Source organism: Marinomonas sp. G8-14, from assembly GCF_055808935.1.
This window is the reverse complement of sequence record NZ_CM147891.1, coordinates 1,613,692-1,633,140: the sequence shown is the minus strand read 5'-3', so window position 1 is coordinate 1,633,140 and position 19,449 is coordinate 1,613,692. Positions and strand designations below refer to the sequence as shown.

Genomic DNA, 19,449 nt, shown 5'->3' with positions numbered 1-19,449 from the left:
GGCTTTTGGCGCTCGTCCTAAATGTTTGGCATAGTTTGCCAGCAGCGAAAAGTGGGCGTCATCCAGCTCTGGCGATTCAGGTGATAATAATGGAGCTCATTGTGCTATTGCCTTTTACTACTATGCTATGAGTGACTATGCTTTGAGTTACAGTGCTGGCACATGACTGATCAATCGCTTCAATAAATCATCAACCGATAATCCAGCGGCTTGTGCTTCAAACGTGGTAATGATGCGATGGCGCAATACTGGCAAGGCAACTTGGCGAACATCATCTGGTGTCACAAAGTCTCTGCCGTTTAATAATGCATTGGCTCGAGCGCAACGATCCAGCGCAAGCGTACCCCGTGGACTCGCTCCAAACTCAATCAAATTAGTGCCTTTGCCCGCTTCGCCCAAGTAACGTTCAGGTTGGCGAGTGGCCATAACAAGCTGCACTATGTATTGCTCAACGCTTTCTGACATATATAAGGATAAAGCTTTATGTTGAAGTTCAAGAATATCATGGGGCTTGCAAATGGGTTGTGGTTTGCTTGCTGAAGTCTTGTGTAAGTCTTGTTGGCGAACCAGTCTTAGTACATCTAATTCGCTGGCTGCACTCGGATAACCAAGATTGATCTTCATCATAAAACGATCAAGCTGCGCCTCTGGCAAAGGATAAGTTCCTTCTTGCTCTATTGGGTTTTGTGTGGCGATAACAAAAAACAGCGCTGACAGTGGGTAGCTGTGATTGCCCACCGTGACTTGTCTTTCCCCCATGGCTTCCAGTAATGCTGATTGCACCTTGGCAGGCGCTCGGTTGATCTCATCCGCCAGCACGATATCATTCATAATGGGGCCAGGGACGAAACTAAATTTCCCTGTTTCTTGCTGGTAAATATCAGAGCCCGTCACATCGCCGGGTAATAAATCTGGTGTGAACTGAATACGCTGGAAACGACTGTCGATTGCGCCAGCTAGGGCTTTTGCCGCGGTGGTTTTGGCGATGCCAGGAGGCCCTTCAAGCAGCACATGGCCATTAGCGATTAAAGCGACGAGTAATTCATGAGTTAAATCTGGCTGACCAACGACGGCATGATTTAGGTGATCTTTTAATTGCTCAATTACAGTTACCATCGAACCTAGGTTCCTTATACTTCTATCAAAAAAAGTGTCAACGCAATATAATAGACTTCATCTTATCGGATTCAAATCTTTACGCACAGAGCGTTTTCTGTAAGGGTAGCGTAAGCACAGGACGAACAAAATGGCAAAAATTGTATTAAATGTGGCCCTGCCTGCGTTTAAATATGAAGCTATGTATGCTGGAGCGGCAAAAAACCTCGTCGCAAACAGTCTAGATGGGCGTAAAGTCCAGCTGCCTTTGTCGGCTTTTCAGCGGTTTGTGACCCATCAAGGGATTTACGGTTTTTTTGAAGTAGAATTTGATGACACGAATAAGCTGATTGCCGTCACTAAAGTTAGATAGCACGAATTAGAAGACCACATAAATTAGACAGCACAGATCGGATAAGGCATTTATCTGATCTTAATCGCCTAGGAGCCTTAACAATGTACCAACTTGCCCGCTCGTTACTTTTTAAATTGGACGCTGAAGTGTCCCATGAATTGTCATTGGATCTTCTTGCAGCAGGCAGTCGGTTGGGGTTGAACAAATTTCTAGGCGGATTACCGTCTACCAGACCGGTTGATGTAATGGGGCTACGTTTCCCCAATGCGGTGGGTTTGGCAGCGGGGCTGGATAAAAATGCCGATGCCTTTGAAGCGTTAGGCGCGTTAGGTTTTGGTTTTGTCGAAGTGGGCACCGTGACACCGAAAGGCCAAGCGGGGAATCCTAAGCCACGTTTGTTCCGTTTGCCCGAACACGAAGCCATCATCAACCGCATGGGCTTTAATAACAAAGGCGTGGATCATCTCGTGTCGCGTATTAAATCTCATCGCTATCCAGGCGTGTTGGGTGTCAATATTGGCAAAAACTTAACCACCTCGGTAGAAGACGCTGCAGCAGATTATTTGGCGTGTTTAGAGTCGGTTATTCCTTACGCGGATTACATCACCGCCAACATCAGCTCGCCAAATACGCCTGGTCTTCGCAGCTTGCAATTTGGTGAAAGCTTGGCGCAATTAATCGCGCCATTGGTTGCGGCGCGTGACCGTTATGAGGCGGAACAGGGGAAACGTGTTCCATTAGCGGTAAAAATCGCCCCAGATATGACAGACGATGAAATTAAAATGGTCGCTGATACCCTCGTAGCACAGGGCGTTGATGGTATTATTGCCACCAACACGACACTATCCCGCGATGCGGTTGTCGGTCATGCCTTTGAAAAAGAAGCAGGTGGTTTGAGTGGGGCACCGGTTCGTGACGCCTCAACCCATGTGGTAAAAGTACTGGCTGAACACTTGAAAGACACACTGCCTATTATTGGCGTGGGGGGTATTTCCAGTGGTGCAGATGCGGTAGAGAAGCTGCAAGCAGGGGCACGCCTAGTACAAATTTATTCAGGTTTTATTTATCACGGACCAGAGTTAATCAAGGAAGCCATAGCCAGCACTGATGCTTATTACCGTGAGCTTGATCTCGGTATCTAAAGATCGAATAGAAAACAAGGCGCTGCGTATTTTTGCACCTTGTTTTATAAGAGGGCGGGACACGATCTCGCCTTTCTGCGTTTCGAAACCTTCATTGAAATTTAAAAAAGTATTTTATAAATGAGCACGATATTACAGACAACTGATTCAGCAAGTCAGGTTTACGCATTAGAAATAACCTGTCCTCTTGGGTTAGAAAATGTCTTAGAAAAAGAGTTGCATGGCGAAGGCCTAACGCAAACCCGATTGGGTGAAGCTCAGGTGAAGCTAACCACAGATCTAGAAGGCATGTACAAAGCCTGCCTTTGGTCACGTGTTGCGACTCGCGTTATGTTGCCAATTGCTAACTTTAAAATGGAATCGGCCGACGATCTATACAATGGTGTAAAAGCGATTCAGTGGTCTGATCACATGAGCGCTACCAATACCATGGCGATTGACTGTCACGGTACCAACCACCATATTCGCAACACACAATTTGGTGCCGTGCGCGCCAAAGATGCGATAGCCGATTACTTTGTGGCCTTGTCTGGCGAACGTCCTAACGTTGAAAAAGAACAGCCAGAAGTCCGCATTGCCTTGCGTATCAAACGTGACGTCGTGACGGTGAGTATCGATTTATCTGGCGAAAGTATGCACCGCCGTGGCTACCGTCAACAAGGCGGCATGGCACCGCTTAAAGAAAACCTAGCCGCCGGTCTTTTGCTGCGTGCAGGTTGGGGAACCGATTGCGGCTTGACGCAACTTATCGACCCTATGTGCGGTTCTGGTACATTTTTAGTGGAAGCCGCGATGATGTCTTTGGACATTGCACCAGGTTTACGTCGCTCCTATTGGGGATTCAAGGGCTGGAAGCAGCACGACCATCGTATGTGGCAACAGCTAATGGACTTCGCGAAGAACCGCAAAAAGATCCAGCCACATTGGGTATTCGTTTCCAAGGCACAGATCGTGAGCAAAAAGCCATCGCGGCCGCCCGTGAAAACATCAAGCGTGCAGGGCTGACAGGCGTTATTGATGTCACCATGTCGTCGTTTCAAGAGCATGAATTCGATATCAACCCTGATGCGCTGGGTCTATTAATTACCAACCCTCCTTATGGCGAGCGTATTGGCGATGAAATGGCCTTGATTGCGTTGTATCGTCAATTGGGCGAATGGGTTGTCAACCATGTGCGTGGCTGGCAGTTTATGATGCTCACCAGCAACGATCATTTGGCGCGTCAAATTCCCGCTCGACCTGAAAAAAGCACCCGAGTGATTAACGGTGGTATCGAGTGTCGTGCTTATCAGTTCCCCTTATTGGCAGGCAACATAAAAGAAGACGTGGTCGCGCAATCGGTGATGACGCCGGGCGCGCAAATGTTTGCCAATCGTCTGCAAAAGAATGCCAAAAAGCTGAAAAAATGGGTCGAGAAAAACAAGATTCAATGTTACCGCCTGTATGACGCTGACATGCCAGAATACTCAGTGGCCATTGATATTTACCAAGATTGGGCGCACGTTCAAGAGTATCAAGCGCCCAAGAGCGTTGACCCTGAAAAAGCCAAACAGCGTTTGTTCGACGTGATGTCTGCGATTCCTAGTGCCTTGAATATTTCAGAGGCCAAGGTCATCTTGAAGCAGCGTCAAAGACAGACAGGCAAAGAGCAATACGAAAAATTCGATCAGACAAAACACGAAATGATTGTAGAAGAGTATGGCTGTGACTTCATCGTCAACTTGAAAGATTACTTGGATACTGGCTTATTCCTTGATCACCGTCCTGTTCGTAAATTGATTCAAGACAAAGCCAACGGCAAGCGATTCTTGAACCTCTTTTGCTATACCGCAACAGCATCCGTGCACGCGGGTCAGGGTGGGGCGCACAGTTCATTGAGTGTTGACATGTCGAACACCTATACCGAGTGGGCGCGTCGTAATATCGAACTGAATGAATTTTCGGATCGATATCATCAAGTAGAACGTGCAGACTGCATCGAATGGCTAAAACAAAGCCGCGACACCTTTGATCTAATTTTTATGGACCCACCCACGTTTTCGAACTCGAAAAAAATGGCCGATGTGTTGGATATCCAACGCGACCATGGCGAGCTAGTGCGTTTGGCCATGGCAAGATTGGCGAAAGGAGGCGAATTAATCTTCTCCAATAACTACCGTCGCTTTGTGTTGGATGAAGCGTTAGAGCACGAGTTTGAGGTGAAGAACATCACTCGTGAAACGCTAGATCCGGACTTTGATCGTAATGACAAAATTCATCAGTGCTATATCATTAAACACAAATCATAACTGACTAAGCACACGTGAGTTTATTCGGTATAATTCGCAAACATATCAAGGGCTAAACACCTGATTTAGCCCTGTTTTTTTAGGTTTAATACGTTTTAAGGTTTATAAGTTTTTAGTATGAAAAAAACATTTCGACTTGTGATTAGTTGCCCCGACAGAGTGGGCATTGTAGCGGCCGTGAGTCAGTTTTTGAACGAGCGCCAAGGCTCCATTATGGAAGCCAGCCACCACACAGATTTAGAGCAAAAATGGTTCTTCATGCGTCATGACATCGACGCAGAAAGCTTGTCCATCGATGTTGAGACATTCCGCAAAGAATTCGCCCCCATCGCAGAAGAATTCAACATGCGCTGGTACGTAAAAGACAGTGAAGATCGTCCTAAAGTGGTACTCCTTGCCACCAAAGAATCTCACTGCTTAAACGACATCATGCATCGCTGGCACACAGGCGAGCTGAACTGCGAAATCGTCGGCGTCATTGCCAACCACGAAGACCTTCGCTCCATGGTCGAATGGTACAAGATTCCATACTTCTGCATTCCCGTGCCAAAAGAAAACAAAATGCCCGCTTTCCAAGAAATTGAAGCCTGCATTGATGCGTCTGGCGCCGACACCATAGTATTGGCTCGCTACATGCAGATTTTCCCTGAATACTTGTGCGAGAAATACCGCCACAAAGTCATCAACATACACCACAGCTTCTTGCCGTCTTTCATTGGTGCGAAACCCTACCACCAAGCCGCGGTTCGTGGCGTGAAATTGATCGGCGCCACTTGCCACTATGTGACAGCAGACCTAGATGCCGGCCCGATTATCGAACAAGACGTGATTCGCGTTCGCCACAGCCACGCGGCAGAAGACATGGTTCGCCTAGGTAAAGACATCGAAAAACTCGTACTGTCACGTGGCCTACGCTACCACCTAGAAGACCGCGTACTCGTACATGGCAATAAAACCGTCGTGTTTGCAGAATAACGCCACTACTACAAGGTTAAGCAAAAAAAGGAAGGCCACGGCCTTCCCTTTTTTATTTTGTCATCTTAGTACGATAAAATTTTTTCTTGAAAAAAGTGTCTATAGTCTATAGTTAATAAAACAATTCATTAAGAGACGGCTAGTGAGGTGACGAATGAAACTCAAATTAACGCCAACTCAGAACCTATGTGTTGGCTATTTAGAATCTGGTTTTAAATTGATCCAAATGGGCGAACAATTCTACTTTATCAAAGGCGAACGCCGACAAAAGGTATTACCCAAAACCCTAGACGCACTCGTCAACCGAGGGGCACTAGACTATACCGAACAAGGCGACTACATGCTGAGTGACGAATTTATCGAACACCGCAAACGCATGCGCGAAATGAACGATCCCAAACAGACTCGTCATTAACAAAAGACCAACGACCAACTTGGCCCCATTTTTCTCGTTAGGAATGGGGCCTTTTTTATGACAAGTATTCAGCGCCCAGATGAAACCAAACGGCGTTTATCTTCGAAACTATCGCCTACCTCATCAAAACGCCGTTTGCTTTCATCGTAAATCCTCATAAATCAACATTCCACGTAGGTCTGCATGAGGGAGGCACGACCGTAATCAGACATAAAAGCCTCGTAGCCACAACCTATCTTATCGAAGCACCAAACAACGTTCAGCACCCAAAATGCTGCGCATTTATGCCGACAACGTAATTATTCCCTCCCCTTATGTCTTCCAAGGGGAGGGCTAGGGTGGGGTTATTTCTTAGATTTTCAAGTCTGTTCGCTACTTCTCAGCGTTTCCTAGTTTGCAAGCTTGGTTCCGCTCTGCTGAGCGGGTAACTTTTGCCCAGATCCGCAAAAGTAACCAAAAAGTCTCTTTAAGATCTTTAATGCCTGATTTTCATCATAGGCACATAACTGTTCCCCTACGCTCGTTATATCGTAAGGCATAGATTGTTTTTGCTGGTAGGGGGAAGGGAGTTTTAACTGACTCTGAAACGCCATAAAGTCGCGCAACTTCGTCGCGTCGAACTGGCTTCATCTGTGATGCTGGTTTTTCGTAGGGCGTGATGAGGGAAGTACGACCGCTTTTCCATAACAAAAAAGCCGCTGAAAGCGAAGCTTTCATTGTCGCGCCTTCAGGCCGACAACGTAATTATTGTCTTCTAATTAAGCTAGGGTGGTGTTATTGCTTTGCTGCGTATCACCACAATCTAAGTACTAAAAAAACACACAAAATTTATATGGTTTTCGCTTTTCGCTTCTTGTATTCTGTAAAGAAATGGTCAGGGAAGACGAACAGATAACTCATATCAAATGAACACGTCCTTCTCCCTTTCCCTGGCTAACGTTAAATTTAACACACGCATTTTTGCTTAGCTAAAAAAATAAATGACAAGTCAACGACAAGCCTGATTGGGACATTCTGGGACTAACATCGTTTCGTTGAAAACGCTAAAATGATTAGAACCAAGTAAGCGCTGTTTGCTCGTTGAAAACGCCAAAATGATTAGAACCAAGTAAGCGCTGTTTGCTCGTTGCAATAGCATCAGGGATAAAAGCTAAAAAAGCTTTACGAAAAATCCGAATAGATGGCTGCAAAACTGTTCTTGTTAGATCTTGATTTTACTTGCAAAAATCGGGGTGTCCATAGATGTTAGCACTACTAATTTTACCATCGTGAATAATTCGCGAATTTAGGAAAGAGCATGAAAGATTATGTAAATCAGTTAGACCAGGAAACACGAAAGGTAGATTTCGACTCGTTTGATATATCTGTTAAAGAGTTAGTTTCAATGTCAGATGAGGGAATAGTCGACATTGCGCCTGAATACCAAAGACAGTTTAGGTGGCCTCATGAAAATCAATCAAGACTAATTGAATCAGTTCTTTTAGGAATTCCTGTGCCAAGTCTATTTATGGCAGCAAACAAGGATGGATCTTGGGAGTTAATAGATGGTGTGCAAAGATTAAACTCGTTAATCCATTTTGTTGGAACTGATGAACAGTTAAAAAAATTTGGTTTTGATTCCAATTTAGTGTTAAACGGCTTGGATGTACTAACCGAGTTCAATGGCTCGAGTTTTAAAGATCTCCCCCAAACTTTGAAACTAAAATTCAGCTTGAGACCACTGAAAGTTACTACTTTAAGCGACAAGAGTGATTTAAAAGTTCGCTTCGATCTTTTTGAAAGATTAAATACTGGTGGTATCAAATTAACAGATCAAGAAATTCGCGCTTGTGTATTTAGGGGACAATTTAATGACTTCCTTACTGAGTTATCAGAAAATGAACATTTCAACACCGTAGTAAACCTTCCTAAAGCAAAAAGTAATGATGGCACTAAGAGCGAGTTAATCTTAAAGTTCTTTGCATATAAAAATAATAGAGACAAATTCGACCATAGTGTTGTCGGCTTTCTTAATGATTATATGGCAGAGGCGTCGACCTCATTCAATTACAAGAAGAATCGTTCTATATTTGAGAAAACATTTGAGGCTCTAGCAAACGAATTGCCGGATGGAATAAAAAGGGGAAATAGGAGCACAACACCCTATAACCTTTTTGAAGCTGTAGCTATTGGTGCGGCAGATGCTATTGAGGAAGGACTAAATATTCTTGGCAAAGATGTTGCGAATTGGATTAACGATGAAGAACTTACAAAGTTAACATCTTCCGCAACTAACTCGAGGCCTAAATTACAAGCACGGATTACGTACGCGTACGATAGGTTTAAATAGAATGTATCAAACTATCGAGTTAGAGATAAGAGATAGGCTAAATCAATCAAAAGAGTTGATCAGCCATATTTCTAGTTTGGAAACGGTTGAACAAAGCTCCGATTTATTGAAAATCCAAAAAGGTTTCTTGTTTATCTCTATGTATTCCTCCATTGAGTACACGATAACAAGTGTTGTTTCTAGGTTTTTAGAACTCATAAAACAAGAAGAACTAAAGCCAATGGAGTTCAAAAAATATTTATTATGTACAGTATTGGATAGTAAATTTAATGCATTGTTGGGCAGCAGCAAAAAAATGGTCTGGCATAAGAAAAAAGAGCTTTTCGATGCTTTATTTTCTTCAGAACCCGCAGTTATAGATGATTCTGTTTTTCCAACAGATGGCATTAATATCTCTCAGCAACAGATTGAAGACATTTGGCAAATATTTCATTTGTCAGGTGAAGCTATTCCAACGGGTGTAAACACTTGGATTTTGAAAGAAATAAAAGATCATCGCAATGCTATTGCACATGGCAGAGAGAAAGCCGTAACTATTGGAGGACGGTATACCGCACAAACTCTTATGCAAAGGGTAGCGGATGTAGAGACTCTTTGTTTTCATATTGTTGCTGGATTCGAGAGTTTAACCGTCAGCAAAGCCTATAAATATTCAGGGGTAGCCTAGTGCTAACAAGCACTTTCAGTCTTACGCCAAAACCTCCGGGTTCGGCGCAGCTGAAGTGAGTGTTATAGCAACGAATGCTCGGGCCAAACTAATGAGTAGAGAAAAGGAAATTAAAGTAGCATTTTGGCGGGGAATTCTTGTTGGCCCGTTGGCTATATTTCCGGCTACCTTTCTTTTAGCTTTGGCTTCAATAGCAAGTGAATTTTCGCTGAGAAAGCTGTTTGAATCTTTATTTGTAGGTCTTTATGGGGCGTGCATTGCCTATATAGTCATAATCATTTACGGCAGTATTATTTGGTATTTCTTGCGCCTGCTTAACAAGCTGGCATTAGCAACTCTATTGCTAGCCGCACTTGCTCCAGCTCTAACAGTGGCGCTACTCACGCGAGAGTTTGTATTTTCATTACTAATAGCTTATTACTCTCTTGTGGTCGCATTTACGGCTTGGTTTTTTGGTTTGCGCCAAGTTAAAAAGCTATAACAAAGCGGTCAAACATCGTTCCGCTTCGCTCCACTGGACAGAATTCAAGGATAGAGCTGAGTAAGTAATTTAAAGTGGGTGGCGATATCAATCATTGTCCCATCACTAATAGTAGTATTGGGTGTTCAGTGCTCTTATTGGTTTTCAAGACTAACAAGACACCCACATAAACTTGGTAGCTAAAAATAATAATTATCCGTTAAAAACACACGCACCTCAGAAAGCCAGCATTTACAAGGTTTTTAACATGCGCGTGGACTAACAAGACACCCACACAAATTTGACAGCTAAAAACAATACTGTATATTTAGCCAGTATTGTTTTTTCTCATGGAAGAGAGGTTTCGTCATGCCAAGAGCCAGAAGTCAGCAAGTTAGTTTACAAGATACGCCTTACTATCACTGTGTTTCACGCTGTGTTCGTAGGGCGTTTTTGTGTGGAGAAGATCCTGTCTCTGGTGCAAGCTTTGAGCACCGTCGTGGCTGGGTTGAAAAGCGTTTGTTATTTTTAGCCGGTGTCTTTGCTATCGATGTTTGTGCCTATGCGGTAATGAGTAACCATCTTCATGTGGTGTTGCATATCAATACAGAAAAAGCCGCGAAGTGGTCTACATTAGAGGTTCTGCAAAGGTGGCATAAGTTACATAAAGGCACCGTGTTTACTCAGCAATTTGTACGAGGTGAGTCATTGCCTGACTATGCTATGACGTTGGTGGAATCGTCTGCCGAAACCTTTAGAAATCGTCTTACAGACATTAGCTGGTTTATGAGGGAATTGAATGAACCTATTGCTCGCCAAGCGAATTTTGAAGACCAATGTACAGGTCGGTTCTGGGAGGGGCGATTTAAGTCTCAGGCTCTTCTAGATGAATCGGCATTAGTGGCTTGTATGGCCTATGTTGATCTTAACCCATTGAGAGCAAAAATAAGCCAGACACCAGAAACCTCAGAATTCACCAGTGTTAAAAAACGTGTGACCGCTGCAAGGCATCAAAAGCAACCAAAGTTGCTTTATCCTTTTGTTGGTAACCCCAGAGAAAGCATGCCAGATGGTCTACCTTTTGAATTGTCAGATTACCTTGAGTTGGTTGATATGACTGGGCGAATCATCCGAGAAGATAAACGAGGTGCGATAGACGCTTCATTGTTACCGATTCTTCAACGACTCAACATATCCTCAGAAAATTGGCTGTGTATTGCAACAGAATTTGGCGCAAGAACGGGTGCTGTGGTTGGTGCTGAACATTCCATTGCTCATTATTGTGATTCAAACAAACTAAATAGAAAACCAAGATCCAGTCATAACCGACTACTCGCCTAGCTTCATTCCATCCACCATCCACCATTCATCGTCTTTCTTTACTAATCATATATTAGTAAATTTACTCGCCTAACAACCTAATAACTAGCCTTTTAGTAGTGAATTGCTCCTTACCAAAACGATAAAAGATGAACTCCATATAAGTACTATCTCTTGAGAAGGTGGTTTTGTATGATAAATATCAGTGTTTAACGTGGGTGTCTTGGTAAGCCCCTTATAAATACTCATTCCTCAGTATTTGTGGCTGACGAGCATCTACATCAAAAAATCTATAAAGTTGAGAAGGAAGATAGTATTACTCACTTTAGGTACGTTGATCAATTGGATAAGCCCTATGTTGTATTTGAATTATTAGGTCAGTGTTTAACGTGGGTGTCTTGGTAAGCCCCTTTTCGACTTGATGCATTGTAATTATATAGTATCAATTTTCAGGAAGAGAGGTGGGCAGTTATGCCGCGGCCAAGAAGTTAACAAATCAGTGTAAGCGATACGCCTTATTATCATCTAATAAAAATCAGCGGTAGTTGGGAGTATCAGGCTTTAATAGGAGACATTATGAGACTCGAAGGAAAGGTGGCTTTAGTCACTGGGGCTGCTAAAGGGATTGGTGAGTCAATTGTTCGACATTTTGCTCAGGAAGGTGCCTTTGTTTATGTCACGGATATTGATCAGGACAATGGGCTGCAAGTAGCGCTATCCATTGGTCAATCTGCCCAGTTTGCTTTGTTAGATGTTCGCGACGAAGGAGCGTGGCAGAAGCTTATTGGGAAAATAATCGATGTACATGGTCGGCTTGATATTGTCGTTAACAATGCTGGCATTACTGGCTTCGAAGAGGGCTTCGTCCCGCATGATCCAGAGAATGCAACCTTAGACGCTTGGCGCAAAGTACATGAGACAAACCTTGATGGGGTATTTTTAGGATGTAAGTATGCCATTAAAGCCATGCGTGCCACACAGAAAGGGTCCATTATTAATATATCCTCACGCTCTGGCATCGTCGGTATTCCAACGGCCGCGGCCTATGCTTCCAGTAAAGCGGCAGTGCGAAATCATACAAAAAGTGTCGCCTTGTACTGCGCACAGCAAGGCTTAAAAGTGCGGTGTAATTCCATTCACCCTGCTGCAATTCTGACGCCTATGTGGGAACCGATGCTGGGTGATGGGCCTGAACGTGAAGCGAATATGGCCGCTTTTGTTCAAGATACACCGCTTAGGCGTTTTGGTTTACCTGAGGAAGTCGCTTGTGTTGCTGTCATGTTGGCTTCAGATGAATCTGGCTATTTGACAGGAACAGAGATAAATATTGACGGTGGCATTCTTGCAGGTTCAGCCGGAACGCCTGCAAAATAATGTTTAACAACGTTGATCTCACTATTTACATAGATAGATTTTATACAGGGGAGTAACGCATAAAATTTGTCGTTCGTTTTACGGTCTGTCGGCTGTCGTCACTTACAGGGATGCTCGTATTCGTCTAATTTCAGTCAGGCGTTCCCGCAATAAGGAGATTGAGCTTTATGAAAGCTAAAGACTTCGATAAAAAATTTGAGGAAGGCCAGGAAGACATGGTTGATGACCTAGATCTTTCTTCTGCTCGCCGCGTAAATCAGGAACAGAAGCTGATGGTGGAACGTATGAAGATCTTGGAAGGTATTGCGAAGGGCGAGCAGGCCATCCGTGAAGGTCGAACAATGGATATGTCGCAAGCCAAAGATAAAATGAGTAAATGGCTCAAATAATTTGGACTGAGCCAGCACTGAATAGTCTGAACGATATTGCTGAGTATATTGCCGTTAATAAGTCACGCACTTTAGAAAGCCAGCATTTAAAAGGTTTTTAACATGCGTGTGCTTATCAAATCGATTTTTCAAAAAAGCCGTTATCAATTGAAGTACGTTAAGGAGAGATGTTGAAAACAAGTATCCGTATCAGTTTGGCTCAGGTTCCTGTTGTTAAAGGTGATGTGACAGAAAATCTCGCACAGCATATTAAGATGATTGAGCAGTCTTCATCATGCAAAGCTGATGTGGTGGTGTTTCCTGAGTTATCTTTGACGGGCTATGAGCTTGAACTTGCTCAAGAACTGGCTTTATCTGAAACATCACATGTGTTCGAAGCGTTATCTCAAGCGGCAGTAGATCACAACATTATTGTTCTCGCAGGGTGCCCTCTTAAAGTCACTCTTACATCGGGAAGGGACGCCAAACCAACCATCGGAGCGGTTATTTGTTTTCCTGATGGGGCACGAGAGTTCTATGCTAAGCAGTATTTGCATGAAGGCGAGGGTAAGCATTGTTCGAGCGGTGCAGCTGACTACGTTTTCACTGTAAATGGTTATCGAATTGCATTGGCGATATGCGCGGATTTTGCGTCGCCAGAACACGCTCAAAAAGCACGCGAACTGGGTGCTGATATATACATTGCCAGCGCTTTAATATCTGAACGTGGCTTTGAAGCGGACGCCAAAATGTTGTCCTCCATCGCAGCGATACATGGTTTTCCTGTGCTTTTGAGCAACCATATATCTACAACGGGCGGTTGGTCCTCATGCGGTAATAACTCAATTTGGAATGCAAGTGGAGAGCGTGTTTTCAGTTCGGAGTCGAAAGAGCCTTGCCTCGTTTTATGTGCAATGGCCGACCACAAGATAGACGCTATCAAAATATGATATTGAGACAAAAAGATCAGCATGTAGTTGGTGAATATTTGCATACTGGCGTTGTGCGCAAAAGGAGCGGCTGTGATTAGTCCCATTATACAAGAAGAAACCACAGGATGCGGGATTGCTTCTGTGGCTAATGTTGTTGGTAAAAGTTACGCGGAGATGAAGGCATTAGCGAATTCAATGGGTATTTATGCTTCTGATACATCGCTGTGGTCGGATACGCAATATGTTCGACATATGTTGTCTCGTGTTGGTGTTGAGGCTACTGAGAATGAAATTCTATTTGAATCTTGGGGCGCATTGCCTGATCTGGCGTTGTTGGCTATTAAACATCATCAGGAAGAGGGGAGAGATTTTTGGCACTGGGTTGTTTTTAAACGTGTGGATGGGCGAGACCTTGTTCTCGATTCTGCTAGTTATTTGACCTCTAACATTCGAACCGATTTTAATGCCATGCAGCCCAAGTGGTATATTGGACTCAAAACTATCAAACGTTAAGAAGACACGCACTTTAGAAAGTCAGTATTTACAAGGTTTTTAACATGCGTGTCCTAATAAAATTTACATGATCTGTTGGGTGAATGTTTGTCAGGTCACATTCTATCAAGGAGGCTTAGAGTTACTAATGAGTCGTACCATTAAACAATTATTCAAGGGCTACTTATTACAGTTGGAGACGATTGTTAATAAAGTGCCCCCTGAACTGTTCTCTGAGTCTTTAGCGGATGATATGTTTTCGCTTGAAATGAACGCAAAAATTGCAGCCAATTTTGTGTTAAGAGGGTATTACCCGCTGCTGGGGAAAGAGGCTGTTTCATTAATGTCGGATGAGGTAGGGAAAGCCGCCGTTGTTCGTCAAATCATTGAAACGAGAGAACTGTTAGAAAAGCTTCCTGATATTTGTTTTTTTGATGATAGTAAAGTTTTGAATGATAAAGCGGGTTTTTCAGAAGTTCAGCTGTGCCAGTCAGATTTTATTCATCAATACATAGTGCCTAATTACTTCTTTCATATGGGGATGGTTTACGCTATCGCTAAAAGCAAGGGCGTAGCGGTGAGTAAAGGCGATTTTGATGGTCTTCATTCTTACCCTGTAGGCTTTAGTTTTGTAAGTAGTTAAGCATGGCTGCTTGGTGTTATACATTGAGTATTAAATTAGGCTATTAGAAAGATTTAAATTTTATGATTACTTGCTATGTCAGGTACGTGATTGACCCGAAAAAGGTTAAAGAATTTGAAGAATACGCAAGAATGTGGATTCCACTTGTTGAGAAGTTCGGTGGTCAACACAATGGCTATTTCCTACCGTCAGAAGGTGCGAATAATATAGCTCTAGCTTTGTTCACATTTGAAAGCTTATCTGTATATGAAGAGTATCGTCTTAAATCTTTAAATGATCCCGAGTGTATTGAGGTTTTTAAGTTTGCAGATAAAGTCGACTGTATTATTAGCTACGAACGTAGTTTTTTCAGACCAGTGCTTGGGCAGGGAAGCAACGTATAACAAACCTTTCAAGTCGGATTCTCAACACTTGGTGGTTTTGGGTTTATTTGGCTCCTGCGTTTATAGGATAACAGTTGAGTGTTGGGATAGTGTTGTTCACCATTTGAGCGGGCGTTATGTGTCAGGGAGAGTTCACTAATTGGAAATATTGATATTCGCAGGAATCATCGCTTTATTAGCATGTCTTTCGGCAGGGCCATGTTTGCTGATCTGGTCATTGTCGGCTAAATGGCTTCCTGAAAAGTATTACTTCCCACCTATTAAAATGACTTTTTTATGTGTGGTGTTGTCTTTGGTTACCGCATACGCCATTAATTTTGAGCTTGAGGGAGGCGGCATATCCATACTCATCGCAATCCTATTTCTATCAACTATTTGGTCAGTTGTTTTGTTGCCGATACTTTTAGTATTTAAATTGTTTGCAAAAGATTCTTGCAGTAAGAGAAACACATAATAAATCGCTCATATACGGAGATCTAAATGAATAAGAAGGAAGCTGAAGAACTAAGTGTTCTACTAATGCAAGTGTCAGGAAAGCTTGACCAAAGCGTGCGTTTCGTTATGGATAAGGATACAAAAGAAAATTTTGAATCTTATAGATCAAGCGCAGGGAAAGTTATGGGAGAGCTGTTCTTAGAGATGCTACAGCCTTTATGGGAACGTTATCCTGAGCTTAGGCCAAAAGAAATGGATGGAATTTACGAGGTAAACCCTCAAATACACGAACCACATTTTTACAAGCCAGATGACAATACATAACAAGCACATGAAAAATCGCCAACAAAAAGCGTGGGCTGGACTCGCTACTGTTCGTCTTTTATGTGGGCATTAGTTCTTTTTAAATTGGAGTGATACTATAGTGATACATTTTAATCTGAGGTGTCGCTATGAGAACCGAAGTCGTTACTACATTAAAGAGGCAGGCAACGAAGCTGCTTGCTGACTTGCGTGAGTCAAAAGAGCCTATTCTCATAACCGAGCATGGTCAGCCATCAGCTTATTTGCTTGATGTTGCTGATTACGAGTTGATGGTGGAACGGATGAATATCTTGGAAGGTATTGCGAAGGGCGAACAGGCCATCCGTGAAGGTAGAACAATGGATATGTCGCAAGCCAAAGAGAAAATGAGTAAATGGCTCAAATAATTTGGACTGAGCCAGCACTGAATAATCTGAACGATATTGCTGAGTATATTGCAGTGAGTAATCCGTACGCTGCGAGGCAATTAGTAGAAAATGTTTTCAGTAAGGTGCAGAGACTCGAACAATTTCCTGACTCCGGTAGAATCCCTGAAGAAATTTCGACTCTAAATTATCGAGAAGTGGTAGTGAATCCTTGCCGTGTTTTCTACAAAGTTGATAACGATTCAGTCTATATCCTTCATCTGTTGAGGCAAGAAAGAGATTTACGCAAGTATTTATTGTCTACTACGGATGAGAACTAGAGGATTATCGCTATGCGTGATCATTATGATTTTTCAAATTCAGTCAAAAACCCTTACGCTAAAAAGCTTAAGAAGCAGGTTACGATAAGGCTTGATGAAGATACTGTTGAGTATTTTAAGGCTTTGGCAGATGATAAGGGCATTCCTTATCAAAGCTTAATTAACCTGTATTTAAGGGGATTGTGCGCAGTCACGCCGTGACTTGAAGATAGCATGGCAGTAAGCCATTTCACTCATTTCAAAAAACCAAAGTCTGAAGCGTTTTTTTCTATGTAAAACGCCACAGACTCTATTCTTTTCGTTACTAACTATTTCTCATCACTGTACCGATGTGGGCGTTTGTGTGAATAAATAACTTACCGCTTGGGCCAGTTTCGGGCTGACGTGGCCGCTGCGTAACAAGCTCCAAAGGGGTTGTTTGGCTTCAGGGTGTTGGCTCAGTTCGGCGGCGATTTGTCTGAAAGCGATGTAGCCGTCTTCTCGGTGCGCCAGTTTTTCCATGATAATACGCAGTAGCTGTGGGTTTTGACCCAGCCAATGGGGGCATTTTGCGGCGAGAGCAGCAATGGGGTGAAGGTCGTTGTCTTGGCATTCTGTTAGACTGCCGAGCAAACCAAACAGTGGTAATAACAATGTATTGTTTAACTCTGCTCTGGATAAGGCGCGTAGGTAGCTTGCTTGCATGAGTGCGTCTTGCTCCGTTTGCAGTTGCGCAATCAGCGTTTCTTGTAGCTGACTTGACAGCGTTTCGTGCTCAAGAGCATGGCATAGGGCGCTGACAACGGGCTTGGCGGCGTGTTGAATGGCTTTTTGTATGAGCACTTGGTATGTGTCTTCGTCTACTCTGGCGGCGAGTTCGGCAATGCCTTGCAGCCCGAGTGTTTGCCAGCTGTCGTCTTGTTTGTTTACGTCCGATGACAGGTGTTTAACCACGTCGTCAAAGTAGTGCGAAGGGGCTTTGTGAAGATCTTTGCCAAGAATAGCGTGAAAACTGGCCATGCGTTCTTGATCTGGCTTGAAGACATAAGGGTTGTCTTCGAGGGCTTCGGATAAGCCAGCTTCTTCGCCTTTGTGCAGTATTTTATCGACAATACTTTTGATGAAGTGATCTCGCGTACCAAGATTTAGGCAACCTGCTTCGTCGAGCGGCAGTTTAACAAACCAAATGACGCCAGCATTGGCACTGTCTTTTTTGGCTGTGTCTTTTGATGTTAACAGGCAAGCTAGCCAAGCGTGTTGGCGAAAGGGAAAAGGGTAGGCTTGCTGTTTGCGATCGAACTGTATGGCTTGCTGCGGAGTGATTTTGGTGATGTTGCGTCCTAGGTCGTAGTAGCTCACATCACATCCGACCATATCAAATAAGTCAGAAAGCGATTCTATTTTGTTCATGATAAAGTATGGATTCGTTTTGCAAGTAAGGGCGCAGTGGGCGCCCTTTGTTGAATAAAAGACAGTTATATAAAGAGAAAGTTACATAAAAAGATGCGTTATCTTACCGTTTTTTAGAGGAGAAATCAGGTTGAAAAAAGCCTTTTCTGACCATCATGTGTTGGCGGATTTGTTGATGGACTTGCAAATGGCGATGCAAGATTGTGGTGTTTGGGAATGTGGTACGCCAAGTAACGAGGCCTTACAGAGTACAGAGCCTTTTTGTATTGATACGATGCGGTTTGAGCAGTGGTTGCGATTTGTGATGATAGAGCGTTTTAAAACCTTGTTAGCCACTGGGAGTGATTTGCCTGTGCGCTGTCATATTTCTCCCATGGCGGAAGAGGCGTTTAAACATAAGCCTTCAGCCAACGTTGCGCATCTTGTCAATTGTTTGAATCGCATCGATCAACATTTAAGTGGCGCATTGTGATTTCTGATCAGCTTCATCATCCTTTGGTAAAAGACCTTGCTTGGTTGGTGGAAGGGCATTATATCGAGCGAGATTTTTACCTCGAAGCCTATTGGGTGGCCGATGTTGAAGCGCGGTTATTGGCACTGGATCAGATGCCTGCGCCATTGATTAATGCCCTTGCTGAATGTAAGTCACATTTTTTGGGCAGCTACTTTGAAAGTCTGTTTTCGTATGCGATAGAACATTTGTCTTGTTTAACGGTTATTCGCGAACATTTTCAAATAACGGCGTCAGGAAAGACGCTGGGCGAAGTGGATATGTTGGTGGAGACACCTGACGGAGTGCTCCATCAATTTGAAATCGCCGTTAAATTTTATTTAGAGCGTCCCGATCTTTTTCCCCATGATTGGATTGGGCCAAATAAAAATGATAGCTTATTAAAAAAGGTCACCAGAGCCAGAGAGCATCAGTTACAGATTTTACAAACGCAAGAAGGTTTTTCTGCCATTGCCGAGTTTGCTAGAGATCGTGTGCCGCAGACCAGTTTGTTGATATTTGGGCGTTTGTATCTTGCTCTTAATCATCAGCAGGATGTGGAGAAGTGGTTGAGTCAAACTGAGCATGGTGGCTGGATACGGGTGTCCCAAATGGCGTTGCTAACGCCGTATTTTTCTTATTTTTCTATCTTACAAAAGCCTCATTGGTTGGCGAATCAAAATATAACTGATAATTTCACTTTCAATTCTCTACAATCTGCCTACAATCTTGTAAGCGAATTCCTACATGACAGTCGCCCCAAACATGTACTTTTATGGCGAGCTGTGCGTCATGCTGAAAATAATAGAAATGTATTTATTGTGCCAGATTCATGGTGAAACAGAGTCCAATATTAAGATGCACTTTAGTTGCTTTACAAACTAGTAG

24 protein-coding genes are annotated in these 19,449 nt (G+C 43.3%); 22 read left to right on the top strand and 2 right to left on the bottom strand.

The features are described from left to right. Window positions 1-147: 147 nt before the first annotated feature. Window positions 148-1,116, bottom strand: a complete 969-nt coding sequence (locus AC0L6V_RS08440) for an AAA family ATPase (protein WP_265219254.1) — start codon at window positions 1,114-1,116, stop codon at window positions 148-150. Between the two features lie 130 nt (window positions 1,117-1,246). Between AC0L6V_RS08440 and AC0L6V_RS08435 the strand changes: the two genes are divergently transcribed. From AC0L6V_RS08435 to AC0L6V_RS08340, 20 genes are all read left to right on the top strand, one after another. Then, on the top strand, window positions 1,247-1,468 hold the full coding sequence (locus AC0L6V_RS08435; protein WP_265219256.1) for a DUF2835 domain-containing protein: 222 nt from the start codon (window positions 1,247-1,249) through the stop codon (window positions 1,466-1,468). Window positions 1,469-1,551: 83 nt separating this feature from the next. Continuing rightward, window positions 1,552-2,592, top strand: coding sequence for a quinone-dependent dihydroorotate dehydrogenase (locus tag AC0L6V_RS08430; protein WP_111607698.1), 1,041 nt, complete (start codon window positions 1,552-1,554; stop codon window positions 2,590-2,592). 120 nt (window positions 2,593-2,712) lie between these two features. Continuing rightward, window positions 2,713-3,597 (top strand): THUMP domain-containing protein, encoded by an 885-nt coding sequence (locus AC0L6V_RS08425; protein WP_418138924.1) that lies wholly within the window; start codon window positions 2,713-2,715, stop codon window positions 3,595-3,597. Next, window positions 3,516-4,880, top strand: a complete 1,365-nt coding sequence (gene rlmKL / locus AC0L6V_RS08420; RefSeq protein ID WP_418139080.1) for a bifunctional 23S rRNA (guanine(2069)-N(7))-methyltransferase RlmK/23S rRNA (guanine(2445)-N(2))-methyltransferase RlmL — start codon at window positions 3,516-3,518, stop codon at window positions 4,878-4,880. Before AC0L6V_RS08425 ends, rlmKL begins: the two co-directional genes overlap by 82 nt. A gap of 117 nt (window positions 4,881-4,997) precedes the next feature. After that, window positions 4,998-5,855 (top strand): formyltetrahydrofolate deformylase, encoded by an 858-nt coding sequence (gene purU, locus AC0L6V_RS08415; protein ID WP_111636686.1) that lies wholly within the window; start codon window positions 4,998-5,000, stop codon window positions 5,853-5,855. A gap of 154 nt (window positions 5,856-6,009) precedes the next feature. After that, a complete protein-coding gene (locus tag AC0L6V_RS08410; protein WP_265219260.1) occupies window positions 6,010-6,270 on the top strand; it encodes a formyltetrahydrofolate deformylase in 261 nt (86 codons plus the stop codon). A 1,297-nt stretch (window positions 6,271-7,567) separates the two neighbouring features. Then, window positions 7,568-8,599 carry a DUF262 domain-containing protein gene (locus AC0L6V_RS08405; protein WP_265219261.1) on the top strand — a complete coding sequence of 344 codons (1,032 nt, stop codon included), beginning with the start codon at window positions 7,568-7,570 and terminating at the stop codon, window positions 8,597-8,599. A gap of 1 nt (window position 8,600) precedes the next feature. Continuing rightward, the gene (locus AC0L6V_RS08400) at window positions 8,601-9,266 is read left to right on the top strand and encodes an MAE_28990/MAE_18760 family HEPN-like nuclease (RefSeq protein WP_265219263.1); all 666 of its coding nucleotides are present in this window, start codon (window positions 8,601-8,603) and stop codon (window positions 9,264-9,266) included. Between the two features lie 91 nt (window positions 9,267-9,357). Then, window positions 9,358-9,747 (top strand): hypothetical protein, encoded by a 390-nt coding sequence (locus AC0L6V_RS08395; protein ID WP_265219264.1) that lies wholly within the window; start codon window positions 9,358-9,360, stop codon window positions 9,745-9,747. A 348-nt stretch (window positions 9,748-10,095) separates the two neighbouring features. Next, window positions 10,096-11,067 carry a transposase gene (locus AC0L6V_RS08390; RefSeq protein WP_265219266.1) on the top strand — a complete coding sequence of 324 codons (972 nt, stop codon included), beginning with the start codon at window positions 10,096-10,098 and terminating at the stop codon, window positions 11,065-11,067. 555 nt (window positions 11,068-11,622) lie between these two features. Beyond that, window positions 11,623-12,420 carry a glucose 1-dehydrogenase gene (locus AC0L6V_RS08385; RefSeq protein WP_265219267.1) on the top strand — a complete coding sequence of 266 codons (798 nt, stop codon included), beginning with the start codon at window positions 11,623-11,625 and terminating at the stop codon, window positions 12,418-12,420. Between the two features lie 167 nt (window positions 12,421-12,587). After that, entirely contained in the window at window positions 12,588-12,809 is a 222-nt protein-coding gene (locus tag AC0L6V_RS08380; protein WP_265219268.1) for a hypothetical protein, read from the top strand. Window positions 12,810-12,976: 167 nt separating this feature from the next. Next, on the top strand, window positions 12,977-13,738 hold the full coding sequence (locus AC0L6V_RS08375; protein WP_265219269.1) for a carbon-nitrogen hydrolase family protein: 762 nt from the start codon (window positions 12,977-12,979) through the stop codon (window positions 13,736-13,738). A 72-nt stretch (window positions 13,739-13,810) separates the two neighbouring features. After that, window positions 13,811-14,233 (top strand): hypothetical protein, encoded by a 423-nt coding sequence (locus AC0L6V_RS08370; protein ID WP_265219270.1) that lies wholly within the window; start codon window positions 13,811-13,813, stop codon window positions 14,231-14,233. 127 nt (window positions 14,234-14,360) lie between these two features. Continuing rightward, entirely contained in the window at window positions 14,361-14,855 is a 495-nt protein-coding gene (locus tag AC0L6V_RS08365; RefSeq protein ID WP_265219271.1) for a DUF1993 domain-containing protein, read from the top strand. A gap of 62 nt (window positions 14,856-14,917) precedes the next feature. After that, window positions 14,918-15,238, top strand: coding sequence for an NIPSNAP family protein (locus tag AC0L6V_RS08360; protein ID WP_265219273.1), 321 nt, complete (start codon window positions 14,918-14,920; stop codon window positions 15,236-15,238). Between the two features lie 480 nt (window positions 15,239-15,718). Then, complete coding sequence (locus tag AC0L6V_RS08355; RefSeq protein ID WP_265219274.1) at window positions 15,719-15,997, top strand: hypothetical protein; 279 nt, start codon at window positions 15,719-15,721, stop codon at window positions 15,995-15,997. Window positions 15,998-16,125: 128 nt separating this feature from the next. Continuing rightward, a complete protein-coding gene (locus AC0L6V_RS08350; RefSeq protein WP_265219276.1) occupies window positions 16,126-16,383 on the top strand; it encodes a type II toxin-antitoxin system Phd/YefM family antitoxin in 258 nt (85 codons plus the stop codon). Next, window positions 16,371-16,682 carry a type II toxin-antitoxin system RelE/ParE family toxin gene (locus AC0L6V_RS08345; protein WP_212918493.1) on the top strand — a complete coding sequence of 104 codons (312 nt, stop codon included), beginning with the start codon at window positions 16,371-16,373 and terminating at the stop codon, window positions 16,680-16,682. The genes AC0L6V_RS08350 and AC0L6V_RS08345 overlap by 13 nt, the downstream gene beginning before the upstream one ends. A 12-nt stretch (window positions 16,683-16,694) precedes the next feature. Beyond that, a complete protein-coding gene (locus tag AC0L6V_RS08340; RefSeq protein ID WP_265219278.1) occupies window positions 16,695-16,883 on the top strand; it encodes a BrnA antitoxin family protein in 189 nt (62 codons plus the stop codon). 117 nt (window positions 16,884-17,000) lie between these two features. Here the strand turns inward: AC0L6V_RS08340 and AC0L6V_RS08335 are convergent, their stop codons facing one another. Then, window positions 17,001-18,071, bottom strand: a complete 1,071-nt coding sequence (locus tag AC0L6V_RS08335) for a DUF3549 family protein (RefSeq protein WP_265219279.1) — start codon at window positions 18,069-18,071, stop codon at window positions 17,001-17,003. A gap of 130 nt (window positions 18,072-18,201) precedes the next feature. On the opposite strand from AC0L6V_RS08335, the gene AC0L6V_RS08330 reads away from it, so the two are divergent. Both AC0L6V_RS08330 and AC0L6V_RS08325 read left to right on the top strand, forming a co-directional pair. Next, window positions 18,202-18,543 carry a YqcC family protein gene (locus AC0L6V_RS08330; RefSeq protein WP_265219281.1) on the top strand — a complete coding sequence of 114 codons (342 nt, stop codon included), beginning with the start codon at window positions 18,202-18,204 and terminating at the stop codon, window positions 18,541-18,543. Next, window positions 18,540-19,400 (top strand): DUF1853 family protein, encoded by an 861-nt coding sequence (locus AC0L6V_RS08325; RefSeq protein ID WP_265219282.1) that lies wholly within the window; start codon window positions 18,540-18,542, stop codon window positions 19,398-19,400. The genes AC0L6V_RS08330 and AC0L6V_RS08325 overlap by 4 nt, the downstream gene beginning before the upstream one ends. Window positions 19,401-19,449: the final 49 nt, after the last annotated feature.

Coding starts and splice junctions, on each gene's coding strand:
- AC0L6V_RS08430 (WP_111607698.1), top strand. CDS start 1,552: ATGTACCAACTTGCCCGCTCGTTACTTTTTAAATTGGACGCTGAAGTG.
- AC0L6V_RS08375 (WP_265219269.1), top strand. CDS start 12,977: ATGTTGAAAACAAGTATCCGTATCAGTTTGGCTCAGGTTCCTGTTGTT.
- AC0L6V_RS08410 (WP_265219260.1), top strand. CDS start 6,010: ATGAAACTCAAATTAACGCCAACTCAGAACCTATGTGTTGGCTATTTA.
- AC0L6V_RS08335 (WP_265219279.1), bottom strand. CDS start 18,071: ATGAACAAAATAGAATCGCTTTCTGACTTATTTGATATGGTCGGATGT.
- purU (WP_111636686.1), top strand. CDS start 4,998: ATGAAAAAAACATTTCGACTTGTGATTAGTTGCCCCGACAGAGTGGGC.
- AC0L6V_RS08355 (WP_265219274.1), top strand. CDS start 15,719: ATGAATAAGAAGGAAGCTGAAGAACTAAGTGTTCTACTAATGCAAGTG.
- AC0L6V_RS08380 (WP_265219268.1), top strand. CDS start 12,588: ATGAAAGCTAAAGACTTCGATAAAAAATTTGAGGAAGGCCAGGAAGAC.
- AC0L6V_RS08435 (WP_265219256.1), top strand. CDS start 1,247: ATGGCAAAAATTGTATTAAATGTGGCCCTGCCTGCGTTTAAATATGAA.
- AC0L6V_RS08385 (WP_265219267.1), top strand. CDS start 11,623: ATGAGACTCGAAGGAAAGGTGGCTTTAGTCACTGGGGCTGCTAAAGGG.
- AC0L6V_RS08365 (WP_265219271.1), top strand. CDS start 14,361: ATGAGTCGTACCATTAAACAATTATTCAAGGGCTACTTATTACAGTTG.
- AC0L6V_RS08400 (WP_265219263.1), top strand. CDS start 8,601: ATGTATCAAACTATCGAGTTAGAGATAAGAGATAGGCTAAATCAATCA.
- AC0L6V_RS08425 (WP_418138924.1), top strand. CDS start 2,713: ATGAGCACGATATTACAGACAACTGATTCAGCAAGTCAGGTTTACGCA.
- AC0L6V_RS08340 (WP_265219278.1), top strand. CDS start 16,695: ATGCGTGATCATTATGATTTTTCAAATTCAGTCAAAAACCCTTACGCT.
- AC0L6V_RS08440 (WP_265219254.1), bottom strand. CDS start 1,116: ATGGTAACTGTAATTGAGCAATTAAAAGATCACCTAAATCATGCCGTC.
- AC0L6V_RS08405 (WP_265219261.1), top strand. CDS start 7,568: ATGAAAGATTATGTAAATCAGTTAGACCAGGAAACACGAAAGGTAGAT.
- AC0L6V_RS08360 (WP_265219273.1), top strand. CDS start 14,918: ATGATTACTTGCTATGTCAGGTACGTGATTGACCCGAAAAAGGTTAAA.
- AC0L6V_RS08390 (WP_265219266.1), top strand. CDS start 10,096: ATGCCAAGAGCCAGAAGTCAGCAAGTTAGTTTACAAGATACGCCTTAC.
- AC0L6V_RS08345 (WP_212918493.1), top strand. CDS start 16,371: ATGGCTCAAATAATTTGGACTGAGCCAGCACTGAATAATCTGAACGAT.
- AC0L6V_RS08395 (WP_265219264.1), top strand. CDS start 9,358: ATGAGTAGAGAAAAGGAAATTAAAGTAGCATTTTGGCGGGGAATTCTT.
- AC0L6V_RS08350 (WP_265219276.1), top strand. CDS start 16,126: ATGAGAACCGAAGTCGTTACTACATTAAAGAGGCAGGCAACGAAGCTG.